Source organism: Aeromicrobium sp. SORGH_AS_0981 (genome assembly GCF_031453195.1).
In the GTDB taxonomy this organism is placed as follows: Bacteria; Actinomycetota; Actinomycetes; order Propionibacteriales; family Nocardioidaceae; genus Aeromicrobium.
This window is the reverse complement of record NZ_JAVIZD010000001.1, coordinates 1,602,624-1,615,233: the sequence shown is the minus strand read 5'-3', so window position 1 is coordinate 1,615,233 and position 12,610 is coordinate 1,602,624. Positions and strand designations below refer to the sequence as shown.

Annotated in this window: 16 protein-coding genes and 2 tRNA genes; 9 read left to right on the top strand and 9 right to left on the bottom strand. The window is 72.4% G+C overall.

Features of this window, described 5'->3' with window-relative positions; genetic code table 11:
* Nucleotides 1-91: 91 nt before the first annotated feature.
* Nucleotides 92-1,471: a DUF1932 domain-containing protein gene (locus QE370_RS08275; RefSeq protein ID WP_309634069.1), complete on the top strand. Its 1,380-nt coding sequence runs from the start codon at nucleotides 92-94 to the stop codon at nucleotides 1,469-1,471.
* A gap of 22 nt (nucleotides 1,472-1,493) precedes the next feature.
* Here the strand turns inward: QE370_RS08275 and QE370_RS08270 are convergent, their stop codons facing one another.
* Nucleotides 1,494-1,676, bottom strand: a complete 183-nt coding sequence (locus QE370_RS08270) for a hypothetical protein (protein WP_309634068.1) — start codon at nucleotides 1,674-1,676, stop codon at nucleotides 1,494-1,496.
* 38 nt (nucleotides 1,677-1,714) lie between these two features.
* On the opposite strand from QE370_RS08270, the gene QE370_RS08265 reads away from it, so the two are divergent.
* Genes QE370_RS08265 through QE370_RS08255 form a run of 3 tightly spaced genes read left to right on the top strand, consistent with a single transcriptional unit; the run spans nucleotide 1,715 to nucleotide 4,087 of the window.
* The gene (locus QE370_RS08265; protein WP_309634067.1) at nucleotides 1,715-2,806 is read left to right on the top strand and encodes a TRAP transporter large permease subunit; all 1,092 of its coding nucleotides are present in this window, start codon (nucleotides 1,715-1,717) and stop codon (nucleotides 2,804-2,806) included.
* Nucleotides 2,803-3,108, top strand: coding sequence for a hypothetical protein (locus tag QE370_RS08260; protein ID WP_067854353.1), 306 nt, complete (start codon nucleotides 2,803-2,805; stop codon nucleotides 3,106-3,108). The genes QE370_RS08265 and QE370_RS08260 overlap by 4 nt, the downstream gene beginning before the upstream one ends.
* Nucleotides 3,101-4,087 carry a cyclase family protein gene (locus QE370_RS08255; RefSeq protein WP_309634066.1) on the top strand — a complete coding sequence of 329 codons (987 nt, stop codon included), beginning with the start codon at nucleotides 3,101-3,103 and terminating at the stop codon, nucleotides 4,085-4,087. The genes QE370_RS08260 and QE370_RS08255 overlap by 8 nt, the downstream gene beginning before the upstream one ends.
* 25 nt (nucleotides 4,088-4,112) lie before the next feature.
* Here QE370_RS08255 and QE370_RS08250 read toward each other — a convergent pair whose 3' ends face one another.
* Nucleotides 4,113-4,862: an IclR family transcriptional regulator gene (locus tag QE370_RS08250; RefSeq protein WP_253023285.1), complete on the bottom strand. Its 750-nt coding sequence runs from the start codon at nucleotides 4,860-4,862 to the stop codon at nucleotides 4,113-4,115.
* A 282-nt stretch (nucleotides 4,863-5,144) separates the two neighbouring features.
* Between QE370_RS08250 and QE370_RS08245 the strand changes: the two genes are divergently transcribed.
* Both QE370_RS08245 and gluQRS read left to right on the top strand, forming a co-directional pair.
* A complete protein-coding gene (locus QE370_RS08245; RefSeq protein ID WP_067854345.1) occupies nucleotides 5,145-5,330 on the top strand; it encodes a hypothetical protein in 186 nt (61 codons plus the stop codon).
* Nucleotides 5,278-6,138, top strand: coding sequence for a tRNA glutamyl-Q(34) synthetase GluQRS (gene gluQRS, locus QE370_RS08240; RefSeq protein ID WP_067854342.1), 861 nt, complete (start codon nucleotides 5,278-5,280; stop codon nucleotides 6,136-6,138). Before QE370_RS08245 ends, gluQRS begins: the two co-directional genes overlap by 53 nt.
* A gap of 29 nt (nucleotides 6,139-6,167) precedes the next feature.
* On the opposite strand, the gene QE370_RS08235 is transcribed toward gluQRS, so the two are convergent.
* From QE370_RS08235 to QE370_RS08205, 7 genes are all read right to left on the bottom strand, one after another.
* The gene (locus QE370_RS08235) at nucleotides 6,168-6,980 is read right to left on the bottom strand and encodes an alpha/beta fold hydrolase (protein WP_309634065.1); all 813 of its coding nucleotides are present in this window, start codon (nucleotides 6,978-6,980) and stop codon (nucleotides 6,168-6,170) included.
* Nucleotides 6,981-7,089: 109 nt separating this feature from the next.
* Nucleotides 7,090-8,001, bottom strand: coding sequence for an ABC transporter substrate-binding protein (locus QE370_RS08230; protein ID WP_067854336.1), 912 nt, complete (start codon nucleotides 7,999-8,001; stop codon nucleotides 7,090-7,092).
* A gap of 7 nt (nucleotides 8,002-8,008) precedes the next feature.
* Nucleotides 8,009-8,737 (bottom strand): ABC transporter permease subunit, encoded by a 729-nt coding sequence (locus QE370_RS08225; RefSeq protein ID WP_309634064.1) that lies wholly within the window; start codon nucleotides 8,735-8,737, stop codon nucleotides 8,009-8,011.
* Nucleotides 8,734-9,450, bottom strand: coding sequence for an ABC transporter permease (locus QE370_RS08220; protein WP_067854334.1), 717 nt, complete (start codon nucleotides 9,448-9,450; stop codon nucleotides 8,734-8,736). Before QE370_RS08220 ends, QE370_RS08225 begins: the two co-directional genes overlap by 4 nt.
* A gap of 3 nt (nucleotides 9,451-9,453) precedes the next feature.
* Nucleotides 9,454-10,266, bottom strand: a complete 813-nt coding sequence (locus QE370_RS08215; protein ID WP_309634063.1) for an ATP-binding cassette domain-containing protein — start codon at nucleotides 10,264-10,266, stop codon at nucleotides 9,454-9,456.
* Nucleotides 10,263-10,721, bottom strand: coding sequence for a rhodanese-like domain-containing protein (locus tag QE370_RS08210; RefSeq protein ID WP_067854328.1), 459 nt, complete (start codon nucleotides 10,719-10,721; stop codon nucleotides 10,263-10,265). Before QE370_RS08210 ends, QE370_RS08215 begins: the two co-directional genes overlap by 4 nt.
* Nucleotides 10,718-11,263, bottom strand: a complete 546-nt coding sequence (locus QE370_RS08205; protein ID WP_067854326.1) for a cysteine dioxygenase family protein — start codon at nucleotides 11,261-11,263, stop codon at nucleotides 10,718-10,720. The genes QE370_RS08210 and QE370_RS08205 overlap by 4 nt, the downstream gene beginning before the upstream one ends.
* Nucleotides 11,264-11,452: 189 nt before the next feature.
* Between QE370_RS08205 and QE370_RS08200 the strand changes: the two genes are divergently transcribed.
* The 3 genes from QE370_RS08200 (at nucleotide 11,453) to QE370_RS08190 (ending at nucleotide 12,544) form a co-directional block, all read left to right on the top strand.
* Nucleotides 11,453-11,526 (top strand) — tRNA-Asp (locus tag QE370_RS08200).
* A 243-nt stretch (nucleotides 11,527-11,769) separates the two neighbouring features.
* Complete coding sequence (locus QE370_RS08195) at nucleotides 11,770-12,381, top strand: malonic semialdehyde reductase (RefSeq protein ID WP_253023267.1); 612 nt, start codon at nucleotides 11,770-11,772, stop codon at nucleotides 12,379-12,381.
* A gap of 90 nt (nucleotides 12,382-12,471) precedes the next feature.
* Nucleotides 12,472-12,544: transfer RNA gene (locus QE370_RS08190), tRNA-Phe, on the top strand.
* Nucleotides 12,545-12,610 lie beyond the last annotated feature (66 nt).

Below are 12,610 nucleotides of genomic sequence, written 5' to 3'. Positions count from 1 at the left end.
GCACGTGTCCCCCGTCACGTGACGCGCTTGACGAATGATGTGCCGCCCCTCACACTCGTTTCGATACAACCTCTCACGGAATGAGAATGTGATGCACGTAGCGGTACTTGGACTCGGTGAAGCAGGCGCGCTCTACGCCTCGGCCTGCACGATGCAGGGCTGGGACGTCACGGGCTACGACCCCGGCGACGTCCCGACGCCCGACCACGTCGTCCGGGCGGCCTCCATCGCCGACGCCGTCCTCGAGGCCGACGTCGTGCTCGGCCTCACGGGAGCGCGCGCCGCCGTCGCGGTCGCCACCGAGGCAGCCACGGCCATGCGTCCCGGCGCGTGCCTCGCCGACATGAACTCGGGCTCGTCGGCCCTGAAGGACGACGTCCGCGCCGCGCTGGAGGGGCACGACGTCCTCCTCGCCGACGTCGCCGTGATCGGCTCGGTCCCGACCTTCGGCGCCCGTACCCCGCTGATCGTCAGCGGCTCCGGCAGCGCCGTCGCCGCCTCGTTGTTCACCGCGCTCGGTGCTGACGTCGACGACATCGGCGGTGCGCCCGGCGACGCCGCCACCCGCAAGCTGGTCCGCTCGAGCTGGATGAAGGGGGTCGCGGCGCTCATCGTCGAGACGCTCGAGGCCGGCCGGGCGGCCGGGCTCGAGGACTGGACCCGCGAGCAGGTCGCCGAGCAGCTCGCCGACGGCGCCGTCGCGATGGACCGGCTCTACGACAGCACCTACAAGCACGCCGCACGCCGCGCTCACGAGATGCGCGACGCCACCCGGCAGATCGCCGACGCGGGCCTCGTGCCCGTCATGGCCCGCGCGACCGCGGCCCTGCACCAGCAGCTCGCCGAGAACCACACGATCGTCGACGCCGACGTGCTCCGTGCGTGGGCGGACCTGCCGGTGGCCAACATCGGCGACGCCCGCGGTCGTCTCGGCATCACCCGCGACCTGCACGCGCCGTGGCGCGGCGCGACCATGGTCGGCCGCGCCCGCACCGTGACCGTCGCCGGCGGCGACAACGTCGGGATCCAGCGCATCATCGAGCAGGCCCGCCCGCACGACGTGATCGTCGTCGACGGGCAGGCCGACACCAGCCGCGCCCTGGTCGGCGAGCTCATCGCCGGTCGCCTCATCGCCAAGGGGGTCGCCGGCATGGTCATCGACGGCGCCATCCGCGACGCGGAGGACCTGCAGGACATGGGCTTCCCCATCTGGCACCGCGCCCGCAACGCCGCCGGCCCCTACAAGAACGGGCCCTTCCACCACGGTGAGCCCGTCTCGGTGGGCGGGGTCGTGTGCCTCGAGGGCGACCTCGTGGTGGCCGACGGCGACGGCGTCACCTTCGTCCGGCCGCACGAGGCGCCCGCGCTCCTGCCCGCCGCTCGCGCCGTGCAGGAGGAGGAGGCCCGGCGTCGTGAGGGCATCTCTGCGGCCGTCGACGCGTACCGTCGGGCCCAGGAGGAGGTGTCGTGAGCGCGATCATCGCCCTGCTCGTCTACATGGCGGCCATCATCGTCTGGAACTTCGTCCTCGGTCGCAACATCGGCGAGGCCATGCTGGTCGGCCTGCTCGTCGTCACGGCCTTCGCCGGCGCCGACGCCTGGACCGTCCTCACCCACGCCTTCTGGGAGGCCACGCAGGAGCAGGTCATGTTCGCCGGCCTCGCGTTCGTCTTCATGAGCTACATCCTGGGCCAGACGCCGGTGCTGGACCCGGATGATCGACATCCTGAACTCGCTGCTCGGCCGCGTCCGCGGCGGACCGGTCTACACGAGCACCGTCGCTGCCGGGGCGTTCGGCTCCGTCGCCCACGTGGGCGCGTCGGTCACGGCAGCGGTCGGCTCGATCACCATCCCCTGGATGAAGCGCGCCCAGGTCCGCCCGGAGATCGCGGGGAGCGTCGTCGCCGGGTGCGCCGGCATGGGCGTCACCTTCCCGTTCAGCTCGACGATGTTCATCCTCACGGGCGCCCTGGCGACCACCGGGACGCTCACCGTGGACGAGCTGGTCATCCCGCTGGCGATCGGTGGTCTCTGGTGCCTCGGCGTGCGCCTCGTGGTCAACGCCTACATGGTCCGCAAGTACAACCTGCGCGCGATGGACCCCGCCGACCGGCTGCCGTTCGGGCGCAGCTTCTCCCGGGGGTGGACCTCGCTGACGCTGTTCATCGGGATGGTCGTGCCGGTCCTGCTCACGATGGGCTGGACGTCCGCACGGCTCAGCGACTACGTCGGCGTCGACACCGGTGAGGCGCTCAGCCTCATCGTCTGGATCCCCGTCCTGATGATCGCGATCGTCGGGTTCCTCGGTCGGCGACACCTGCCCCGCGGAGGACGCGACTGGTTCGATCTCCTCGCGGGAGCCGCCCCGCGGTTCGGGGTCATCGGCGTGACGATCGTGGCCGCGTTCGCGGCGGCGAACGTGCTCGGCGAGCTCGGACTGCCGGCGCAGCTGACCACCGCGCTGGAGGCCGTCGACGCCCCCCGCCCGGTCATGGCGCTCATCGTCGGTGCCGTCGTCGTCGCGATCGCCATCCCCCTCACCGCGTCGGCCACGATGGCGGCGATCGGCCCGGTGGCCGTGGCCGCGCTCATCGGCGTCGGCGTCGAGCCGGCCGTGGCGGCGACGGCCGTCCTCATCTTCGCCTCGACCGAGGGCGCCTCGCCCCCGTCCGGTGCGCCGATCTACGTCGCCGCGGGACTCGCCCAGGTCGACCCCGCCAAGATGTTCCGCCCCCTCGTCACCTACTTCTGCCTGCCCATCCTGGGCATCGGCGTCCTCATCGCGTCTGGAGTGCTGCCCGTATGAACCCCCTCGACCACCCGACGACCATCGATCCGTCCGCCACACCGTCCGAGAGGCCGGCGACGGCTCGGCTGCGGTCCTTCCTCCGCCTCGGCTTCGTCGTCACGCTCCTGGTGTTCCTGGCCGGCGGGTTCGTGCTCGTCGCGGCACAGGCCGTGCAGCTCGTCGCCGGCGACGGTCCCGCGGTGGCCGCGATCGGCGAGCGGCTCGGGCCGCCGACCTTCACGGTCGCCACCGTGTGCGGGCTGTTCGCGTTCGCGCTCGAGTACCTGCGGCCCGCCAGCGCGAGGGACGAGGATGCCTGACGGACCCCTCGACGTCACCGCGTCGTACGACGACCTGCTGCGACGCGGTGACGCCCCTCCCGGCTCCACCTGGGGACTGTTCGACCCGACCAGCGAGCGCGGCATGGCCGACCTCGCCGGACCGGAGCAGGTGCTCGCGGCGGCGTCGCTGGTGCGGACGGGCGAGGTCGTGAACCTCGACCACGGCCTCGCCGCCTTCGACCCGCCCATGGCGCGCGCCCGCCAGGCGCCCCGGCACACGATCGTGGCCGGGCACCCGCAATCCCGCGACGACAGCCTCGACTTCTTCCTGCAGGCGAGCTCCCAGGTCGACGGCCTGCGGCACCGGCGCGCCCAGGACTGGGGGTTCTACGACGGGCACGCCGACGCGCAGATCGCCGTCGGCAGTCCCACCCTCGGGGTGCAGCGCTGGGCGGAACGGCCCGTCGTGGGTCGCGGCGTGCTGCTCGACGTCGCGGCCGCCCGGGCCGACCTCGGGGCGCCGCTGGACCACGCACGAGGCGAGGTCCTCGAGGTCGACGACCTGGAGGCCGCCGCCCGGCGTCAGGACGTCGCCGTCGAGCCGGGCGACCTCGTGCTCGTGCACACCGGCTGGGCCTCGTGGTACCTGGCGCTGGACCGGGAGGCGCGCACCGAGGTCCGCGACCGTCGCTGCGCCACCGGGTTCGCGCAGCGTCGCGCGCTCCCCCGGTGGCTCTGGGACCACCGGGTCGCCCTGTTCGCCACGGACACGTTCGCGGTCGAGCGGCTGCCCGTGGTGCCCGACACCGAGTTCGCCGGGTCGGCCGTCGACGACGCCGGGATGATGCACCAGGAGCTCATCGCCTCCCTCGGGATGCCTCTCGGCGAGCTGTGGCGTCTCGACGCCCTCGCGACGGCGTGCGCGCAGGACCAGCGCTGGCACTGCCTCGTCGTCGTCAAGCCGCTGCACCTCGAGGGCGGGGTCGGCTCGCCGGCCAACGCGACGGCGCTGCGCTGAGCGAGAGGCGTCCTGGTCGACAGGGTCAGAGCCGGCGGCCGAGGGCCGAGGCGGCGTTGCGCACGGCTGCCGACCACGCCTCGATCCGCGACTCCGGGAACGTCTCGGTCGTGCCCGCCACCTGGAGGGCGGCCACGACGTCGTCGCCCAGGCGCACGGCGGCCGCGACGGAGCGGGCACCGATGACGCGCTCCCCCTCGGAGACCACGTAGCCGCGCGCTCGGATCGTCACGAGCGCCTCGCGCCACGCCTCGACGTCGATCTCGACGCCGCTGGCGGTGACGAACGGCACCGCCTCGTCGACCACCCGCTGCTGCAACGACTCCGGCAGGTAGGCGGCGAGCACCTTGCCCGCTCCCAGGTGCAGCGGCAGCCGCTCCCCGACGGGCAGCTCGTAGCGCAGCGGGTTGGACCCCTCGACGCGGGCGATGACGGCGCGGCTGGTGCCGGTGCGCACGAAGACCGACGAGGCGAGCCCGGTCTCGGCGGCGAGGTCCTGCAGCACGGGACGGGCGTTCAGCACCAGCGGGCTGCCGGTGAGGAAGGCGTGCGCCCCGAAGAGCAGGCCGACCCCGGCGCGGTAGCGGTTGTCCTCCCGCTCGACCCGGCCGCGGGTCTCGAGCGCACCCAGGATCCGCTGGGCGGTGGCCACGTGCAGCCCCGAGCGGCGGGCGATCTCGCTCAGCCGCAGGCCGTGGGGCGCGGCCTCGAGGACCTCGAGCACGTCGATGGCGCGGTCGAGCGAGCGCATCGTCGACGCGTTCGACTCCGCCACCACCATGCCTCCTCAGGTCTCGGGCGCGCTGCCCGACGAGAGCCGATCCTACGGGAGCGTCGACGTCGCCCCACGGACCCGCGGCAGCCGGTCGTGCCGCCGCGGGGACCACGACCGGGGCCGGTCCGCGCGTGCCGAGCACCTCGTCCGGGCGAGCCGCGGACCTCGTCCGCGAGCTGCCCGTCGTGATCTTGGTCACACCATGGGCCATTCTCCGGAGATCCCGTCTGACCTGCGCAGATCCAAGTTGGAACGGTGTAGTTCGCGACCTACAGTGGCGACATGGTCGTCGTCTTCCTCACCTTCCTCAGCCTCGTCCTGACGCTCTTCGTCGGCGCCATCTTCCTGCTCGGGGCCCACCGCCTCGTGACGATGGTCGTCCGCTACGTCGAGACCCATCCGACATACTCCGAAGATGCCCGCCGGACGCTTCGCTCCCTCGCCGTCCGGCGACCTGCACGTCGGTAACCTCCGCACGGCGCTGCTCGCCTGGCTGTTCGCTCGCTCGACCCGGCGATCCTTCGTGCTGCGCGTGGAGGACCTCGACCGCGTCCGTCCAGGCGCGGAGCAGCGCCAGCTCGACGACCTCCTCGCACTCGGGCTCGATTGGGACGGGCCGGTGGTCCGCCAGAGCGAGCGCCTCGCGGCGTACGACGCGGCCGTCCAGGCGCTCGCCGACGCCGACCTGGTCTACCCCTGCTTCTGCACCCGTCGCGAGGTCCAGGAGGCGCCCACCGCACCGCACCTGCCCCCGGGCGCCTACCCGGGCACCTGCCGCGACCTGACCGACGCGCAGCGCGACGCCCGGGCCACGGCGCGGCCGGCCGCCCTGCGGCTGCGCGCAGCCGTGACCTCCTGGACGGTGCACGACGTCCTCCACGGTGACGTCGAGGGCGTCGTGGACGACGTCGTGCTGCTCCGCAACGACGGCACCCCCGCCTACAACCTCGCCGTGGTCGTCGACGACGCGGCCCAGGACGTCGACCAGGTGGTCCGGGCCGACGACCTGCTCACGTCGGCGGCCCGCCAGGCCTACCTCGCGTCGCTGCTCGACCTGCCCCAGCCCACCTACGCCCACGTGCCCCTGGCGGTCAACGTCGACGGCCGTCGGCTCGCGAAGCGCGACGGTGCGGTGACCCTGGCCGACCTCGGTCGCGACCGCGCGTGGTCGATGGTCGTCGAGTCGCTGGGTCTCGTCGGCGACACCCCGGCCGAGCTGTTGGAGTCCTTCGACGCCGCGGCGGTGCCACGCCGACCCTGGACCGTGCTCGGCTGAGCCGCCGACGAGGCCGGTGGTCCGGGCGGTCAGTGATCGGCAAGGAACGACTCCATCAGCCGGGTGACCGCCTCCGGCTGCTCGACGGTGCTGGAGTGACCGGCATCCGGCACGACCTCGAGCCGCGCGCCAGGGATGGCGGCCGCGATCGCCTCCGCCTTCGCCACAGGCGTCGCGACGTCATCGGCGCCGACCACGACGAGCGTGGGGGCGGTGATCAGGGGCAGCTCGTCGACCACCGGCTGCCGGTCGGTGACCCCGAGGATGGCGGCGCGCATGCCGCGGCGGTCGACGGTGCGCAGCTTCGCCACCCACGGGTCGACGACCTCCGCGCGTCGCGGCGACGCGAGCAGGTGCGGACCGAACATGAGCGGCTCGACCTTGCCGCGCACCGGCCCGATGCCGAGCCAGCGGTACACCCGGGCGAGCAGCCGGTACTGCGCCACCTTGTCCGGGTCCTCGGGGCCGGCACTGGTGTCCAGCAGCACGAGCGAGCGGACCCGCTCCGGGTGCCGGGCGGCGAGGCGCATCCCGACGAAGCCGCCCATCGACAGACCGGCGTAGTGCACGGCCCCGAGACCCAGGTGGTCCAGCAGGGCCACCAGGTCGTCGGTCAGGGAGTCCATGTCGGCGGTCCCGTCCTCGGCCGCCGGCGTGTCGCCCTGGCCGCGCCAGTCGACGGTGATGCAGCGGTACCGGTCGCGCAAGGCCGCCACCTGCGGGTGGAACATCCACCCGCTGAACAGCAGACCATGACCCATCACGAGGGTCGGTGCACCCGGCCAGGGCTCGCCGGTGTCGGTGTGGTGGAAGGAGATCCCGCGCAGGTCGGCGTGTGGCACGGGTCACAGGGTGCCACAGGTCGGCGTGACGTGCCCGCGTGCGACGACGCCCCCTCCCCTGCCTCGAGTGAGGCCGTGGGGAGGGGGCGTCGGGTGGGCGCGAAGGACCTCAGATGAGGTTCTTCTCCTGCAGCCACTCCTTGGCGACCGTGGCCGGGTCGGCCTTCTCGTCACCGTCGACGCGACCGTTCAGCTCGATGAGGTCCTCGGTGGTGAGCTGCTCCGACACGGCGTCGAGCGTGTCCTCGACCGTGTCGCTGGCCTTCGCCTCGTTGATCAGCGGCACGATGTTCTGCGCCGCGATGAGGTTCTCCGGGTCCTCGAGCGTCACCAGGTCGTTGGCGGCGATCGAGGGGGTCGTGGAGTAGATGTTCGCGACGTCGACGTCGCCGTCCTTCAGCGCCTTGACCGTGGCCGGTCCGCCGGAGTCGCTGATCGCCGTGAAGTCGACGTCCTCGACGCCGTAGACCTTCTTCAGGCCGGGCACGCCGTAGGAGCGGGTCTCGAACTCGGGGTTGCCGCCGACCTTGACGGTGCCGAGCTTCTTGAGGTCGCCGATGGAGGTGATGCCCTCCTTCTCCGACAGCTCCGACGTCACGTTGTAGGAGTCCTTGTCCTCGGCGGCGGCCGGCTCGAAGGTCTCCAGCTTCTCGGGCAGCGCGTCCTCGAGTGCGTCGTCGACGGCGCCGGACTCGGTGGCCGTCGCGTTCTTGTCGAAGTAGAGCAGCAGGTTGCCGGTGTACTCGGGGATGAGGTCGATCTCGCCGTTCTCGAGGGCCGGGATGTAGGCCTCGCGCGCGCCGATGCGCAGCTTCTTCTCGACCTTGACGTCCTTGGCCTCGAGCGCCTGGGCGTAGATCTCGGCGATGATCTCGGACTCGCCGAAGTCGGCCGACCCGATGACGATCGTGTCGGAGTCGGAGCTGGAGGCGCCCGACTCGGTGGGGTCGCCGCCGCAGGCGGTCAGCGTCAGGGCAGCGGCCGCGAGCGCGGCGCCGAGCCCGATCTTGTGCACGGACATGTCTCTCCTAGGGGGTGGTCGTGCTCTGGCTGGTGGGGGTCGGATCGGTGCTGGAGGAGGCGGTCGTGGCGCGTCGGGAAGGGCGGGCGCGCCGCTCGGCCGCCGCCTGCGCGACGGCGAACAGGCCGTCGAGCAGCAGCGCGAGGACGACCACCACGACCGACCCGCCGACCATCTGCGGGTAGTCGCGCACGGCCTGGCCGTCGAAGATGTAGCGCCCGAGGCCGCCGAGGGACACGTAGGCCGCGACGGTCGCGGTCGCGACCACCTGCAGCGTCGCGGCGCGGAACCCGCCGACGACGAGCGGCAGGCCCAGCGGCACCTCGACCCGCGTGAGCACCTGCCACTCGGTCATGCCCTGCGCGCGGGCGGCGTCGACGGTCTGGGGGTCGACGGACTCCACGCCCGCGTAGACGCCAGCGAGCAGCGGCGGCACCGCGAGCACCGTGAGCGCCAGGATCGGTGCGCCGAGGCCGATGCCGAGCAGGAGCGTGAGCAGCGTCAGCACCCCGAGCGTGGGGAGGGCGCGCAGCGCGCCGGTGACCCCGATGGCCAGGCCCCGGAAGCGGCCGGTGTGCCCGATGTAGAGGCCGAGCGGCACGGCGACCGCCGCGGCCACGACCAACGTGAGGCTCGTGTAGCCCAGGTGCTCGAGCACCCGGTTCGGGATCCCGGTCTCACCGGTCCAGTGGGAGCCGTCGGACAGCCAGTCGACGGCATCGGAGACGACGCTCATGCCTCGCCCCCGAGAGTCACGGCGCTCTCGGCGACCCGACCGCCCGCGAACCGACGCCAGAACGGGCCCTGGGCCCGCCGGCTCTGGCGGTCCCACGGCATGAGCAGCCGTCCCGCGAGCACCAGGAGCGCGTCGAGCACGAGGGCCAGCACCACGATGCCGACGAGGCCGACGACGATCTCGGTGAGGAAGTCGCGCCGGTAGCCGTTGGTGAACAGCGAGCCGAGGCTGGAGACGCCGATGAGGGCGCCGACGCTGACCAGGCTGACGGTCGAGACGCTGACCACGCGGACGCCGGCGAGCAGCACCGGGCCGGCGAGGGGCAGCTCGACGCCGAAGCCCCGCTGCCGCGAGGAGTAGCCGGTGGCGGTCGCGGAGTCGAGGACGGCCGGCGAGACCGACGTGAACGCGTCGGCGGCCGTGCGCACCATGATCGCGACCGCGTAGACGCTGAGCGCCACGACCACGTTGAGCGGGTCGAGGAAGCCCGTGCCGATGATCCCGGGCAGCGTGACGAACAGGGCGAGCGACGGGATCGTGTAGAGCACGCTGCCTACCCCCAGCAGGGTGCCGCGCAGCCGCGGGTGCCGGCTCGCGTACCAGCCGATCGGCACGGCGAGGAGGAACCCGATGACGAGAGGGACGACGCTCAGCCAGGTGTGCTGCCAGAACAGCTCGAGCACCTGGTCACGGTTGCGCCACGCCCACTCCACGGGTCAGCCCTCCAGGACGCCGGCGGGACGTCCCGACGCGTCGACGACGACCTTGCGGCCGTCACGATCCTCCACGTGCAACGAGCGGCCGCCCTTGTCGAGGCCGACGAAGCTGGCGACGAAGTCGTCGGCGGGACGGGCGAGGATGTCGGCGGGGGCACCGACCTGGGCCACCTCGCCGCCCTTCTTGAGGATGACGACCTGGTCGCCGAGCGCGAACGCCTCGTCGATGTCGTGGGTGACGAACACGATCGTCTTGTCGAGCTGGGTCTGCAGCCGACGCAGCTCGACCTGCAGCTCGAGCCGGACGATGGGGTCGACGGCGCCGAACGGCTCGTCCATGAGGAGGATGTTGGGGTCGGCCGCGAGACCGCGGGCCACGCCCACGCGCTGCTGCTGCCCGCCCGAGAGCTGCCCGGGGTACTTGCGCGCCTGCGACTCGTCGAGCCCGACCGTGCGCAGCACCTCCAGCGCCCGCTCCCGCGCGGCCTTCTTGTCGGTGCCGTTGAGCCGGAGCACCGTGGCGACGTTGTCGACGACCTTGCGGTGCGGCAGCAGGCCGGCGTGCTGCATGACGTAGCCGATGCTGCGTCGCAGGGCGACAGGGTTCTGCGTGGCGACGTCGACGTCGTCGATCAGCACCTGGCCGGCGGTCGGGTCGACCATGCGGTTGACCATCCGCAGCAGCGTCGTCTTGCCACAGCCGGAGGAGCCGACGAACACGGTGGTGGTGCGTGAGGGGATGGTGAGGTCGAAGGAGGCGACGGCCTGGGTCCCGTCCGGGAACGTCTTCCCGACGGACCGGTACTCGATCATGGGACGACAGTCTCCCCGGCCCCACTGACATCGGCAATCGGAAGGGTCGAGACCGGGAGTCCGGCCGCACGCCAGGCATGGATCCCCCCGACGACGTCGGTGGCGTCGAGGCCGAGCGAGCGCAGCGCTGCCGCCGCGAGCGACGACGTGTAGCCCTCGGTGCACAGGACGATCCACTCGGCGTCCCAGGTCGCCTGCGGGAGGCTCGCCCCCGACTCGGGGTGCAGACGCCACTCGAGGTGGTTGCGGTCGACGTGCAGCGCACCCGGCACGACCCCGTCGGCCTCGCGCTGCCACTGCGGTCGGATGTCGACGAGGACGGCGCCGGCGCGGACCCGGTGGGCGGCCTGGTGGGGCGTGACGCGCACGAGCTGACGTCGGGCGTCGGCGAGCAGCGCGTCGACGGAGGCGAAGCGCGCGCGACGTCGGGGCGGTTCGGCGGGCAGCGCGCTCACGATGCGACCCGTCCTGCCGCGGGGCCGCGGACGCTCTCGGGGGCGGCGATCTCGGGGTCGTCGCTCCAGACGTGCGCGAGGCGCACGAGCTGGTCGGCGCCGTCGGAGCCGCGCTCGACGTCGAAGAAGTCCATCCGCTCGAGCGGGGGCGAGTACACGTGGACGCTCACCGCGGTGGCCTCCCGCGTGTTGCGCACGTCGTGCACGTAGCCGGGGCCGAACGCCACCACGTCGCCGCGCGTGCGGGTGCTCTCCTCGAGCTCGCGCGCGGCCGGGTCCCACACGAGCTCGTCGAGCTCGCCGGCGACGACCGTGAACGCGCCGCTGGACCCGCCGTGACCGTGGAGCTGCGTGCCCTGCTCCTCGGTCCAGGAGATCAGCCAGACGTCGACGTCGGCGTCGTGGTGCAGGCGCACGTGCCACCGCTCGTCGGGGTCGGCGTGCACGGAGTGGAGCTCGGCACGCACCTGCTCGGCCACACAGGTCGCCTGCTCCACGAGCTGCGCGAGGGGCAGGGCGTGGCGGCGACGTCGTGGGCTCATGGGTCTGATCGAACCGTTCCCCGCGCCCCAGCGGACGACGTCCCACGATGCGGAAGGGTCGCTGACGAGGGGATGGTCGTGATAGATCCGCGCCGTCGCGCCCCTGGCCGCGCCGCCCAGGAGGGGGGCCTGGTGTGGGTGGTCGCGGGGATGGGATACAGTTGCGTCCGCGGTTGAGCCGCACTGCAAGGCCCCGTGGCGCAGTTGGTTAGCGCGCCGCCCTGTCACGGCGGAGGTCGCGGGTTCGAGTCCCGTCGGGGTCGCAGAGAAGCACGAGGAAGGGCCCATGCCGCGAGGCGTGGGCCCTTCGTCGTCCTGCGGTCCTGCCCGGGAGCCGGCAGCCGTCGCCCTCCCGCGGTCCAAACTTCCCGCGGGAAAGGTCGTCGTCCCGCGGGATCCTTGCCTCGGGACGACGACGTTTACCACGGGACCGTGGTAAACCGCCGACCGCACATGGTCTGCGTCACACCGGGAATCGGCCCTCCCCGCCCTTCGTTGAACGTTCCATGACTTCCACGAGCACGACGCCGTACGTCCTCGACGACGCGGCCCTCGACGCGCTGTTCCGTGAGGCGCGTACCGCGAACACGTTCACCGACGAGCCGGTCACGGTCGAGGACATCCGCGCGATCCACGACCTGTTCCGCTTCGGCCCGACGGCGATGAACAACCAGCCGCTGCGCCTCGTCGTGGTGCAGAGCCCCGAGGCCCGTGAGCGCCTCGTGCAGCACATGGGCGGCAGCAACAAGGCGAAGACGGCGTCGGCGCCGGCCGTCGTCATCGTCGCGGCCGACGAGGCCTTCCAGGAGCGCCTCGCGGAGCACTTCCCCCACGCGCCCGGTGTGCGCAAGATGTTCGACGACGACGCCGAGCTGCGCGTCGACAACGCACGTCTCAACACCGCGCTCCAGACGGGCTACCTGATCCTCGCCATCCGCGCGGCCGGTCTGGCCGCAGGTCCGATGGCCGGCTTCGACCGCGCCGGCGTCGACGCCGAGTTCCTCGCGGGCACGTCGTGGCGCTCCGAGTACGTCATCAACATCGGTCACCCCGGCCCCGACGCGTGGGGCGACCGACTGCCGCGCATCTCCTTCGACGACGCCGTCACCGTCGTCTGAGCCCGCTCGTCGCGGGCGACGGTCACCGCCTGCGCATCCTCCCGAGGACGTGCGATAAGGTGATCGTCGCCCGGCACGACGACGGGCGACGGTCAGGTAGCTCAGTTGGTAGAGCGTCCGCCTGAAAAGCGGAAGGTCAGCGGTTCGACCCCGCTCCTGACCACCTGAGCGGTCCCGGTAATTGGGACTGCTTTCCAGGGTAATTGTTTCCCCTCCACCCCTCCAATCC

What these genes read in the sequence shown, in the direction of transcription:
- QE370_RS08275 (WP_309634069.1), top strand. Translation starts at nt 92, where the DNA reads ATGCACGTAGCGGTACTTGGACTCGGTGAAGCAGGCGCGCTCTACGCC.
- QE370_RS08270 (WP_309634068.1), bottom strand. Translation starts at nt 1,676, where the DNA reads ATGAAGACGAACGCGAGGCCGGCGAACATGACCTGCTCCTGCGTGGCC.
- QE370_RS08265 (WP_309634067.1), top strand. Translation starts at nt 1,715, where the DNA reads ATGATCGACATCCTGAACTCGCTGCTCGGCCGCGTCCGCGGCGGACCG.
- QE370_RS08260 (WP_067854353.1), top strand. Translation starts at nt 2,803, where the DNA reads ATGAACCCCCTCGACCACCCGACGACCATCGATCCGTCCGCCACACCG.
- QE370_RS08255 (WP_309634066.1), top strand. Translation starts at nt 3,101, where the DNA reads ATGCCTGACGGACCCCTCGACGTCACCGCGTCGTACGACGACCTGCTG.
- QE370_RS08245 (WP_067854345.1), top strand. Translation starts at nt 5,145, where the DNA reads ATGGTCGTCGTCTTCCTCACCTTCCTCAGCCTCGTCCTGACGCTCTTC.
- gluQRS (WP_067854342.1), top strand. Translation starts at nt 5,278, where the DNA reads ATGCCCGCCGGACGCTTCGCTCCCTCGCCGTCCGGCGACCTGCACGTC.
- QE370_RS08230 (WP_067854336.1), bottom strand. Translation starts at nt 8,001, where the DNA reads ATGTCCGTGCACAAGATCGGGCTCGGCGCCGCGCTCGCGGCCGCTGCC.
- QE370_RS08225 (WP_309634064.1), bottom strand. Translation starts at nt 8,737, where the DNA reads ATGAGCGTCGTCTCCGATGCCGTCGACTGGCTGTCCGACGGCTCCCAC.
- QE370_RS08215 (WP_309634063.1), bottom strand. Translation starts at nt 10,266, where the DNA reads ATGATCGAGTACCGGTCCGTCGGGAAGACGTTCCCGGACGGGACCCAG.
- QE370_RS08205 (WP_067854326.1), bottom strand. Translation starts at nt 11,263, where the DNA reads ATGAGCCCACGACGTCGCCGCCACGCCCTGCCCCTCGCGCAGCTCGTG.
- QE370_RS08195 (WP_253023267.1), top strand. Translation starts at nt 11,770, where the DNA reads ATGACTTCCACGAGCACGACGCCGTACGTCCTCGACGACGCGGCCCTC.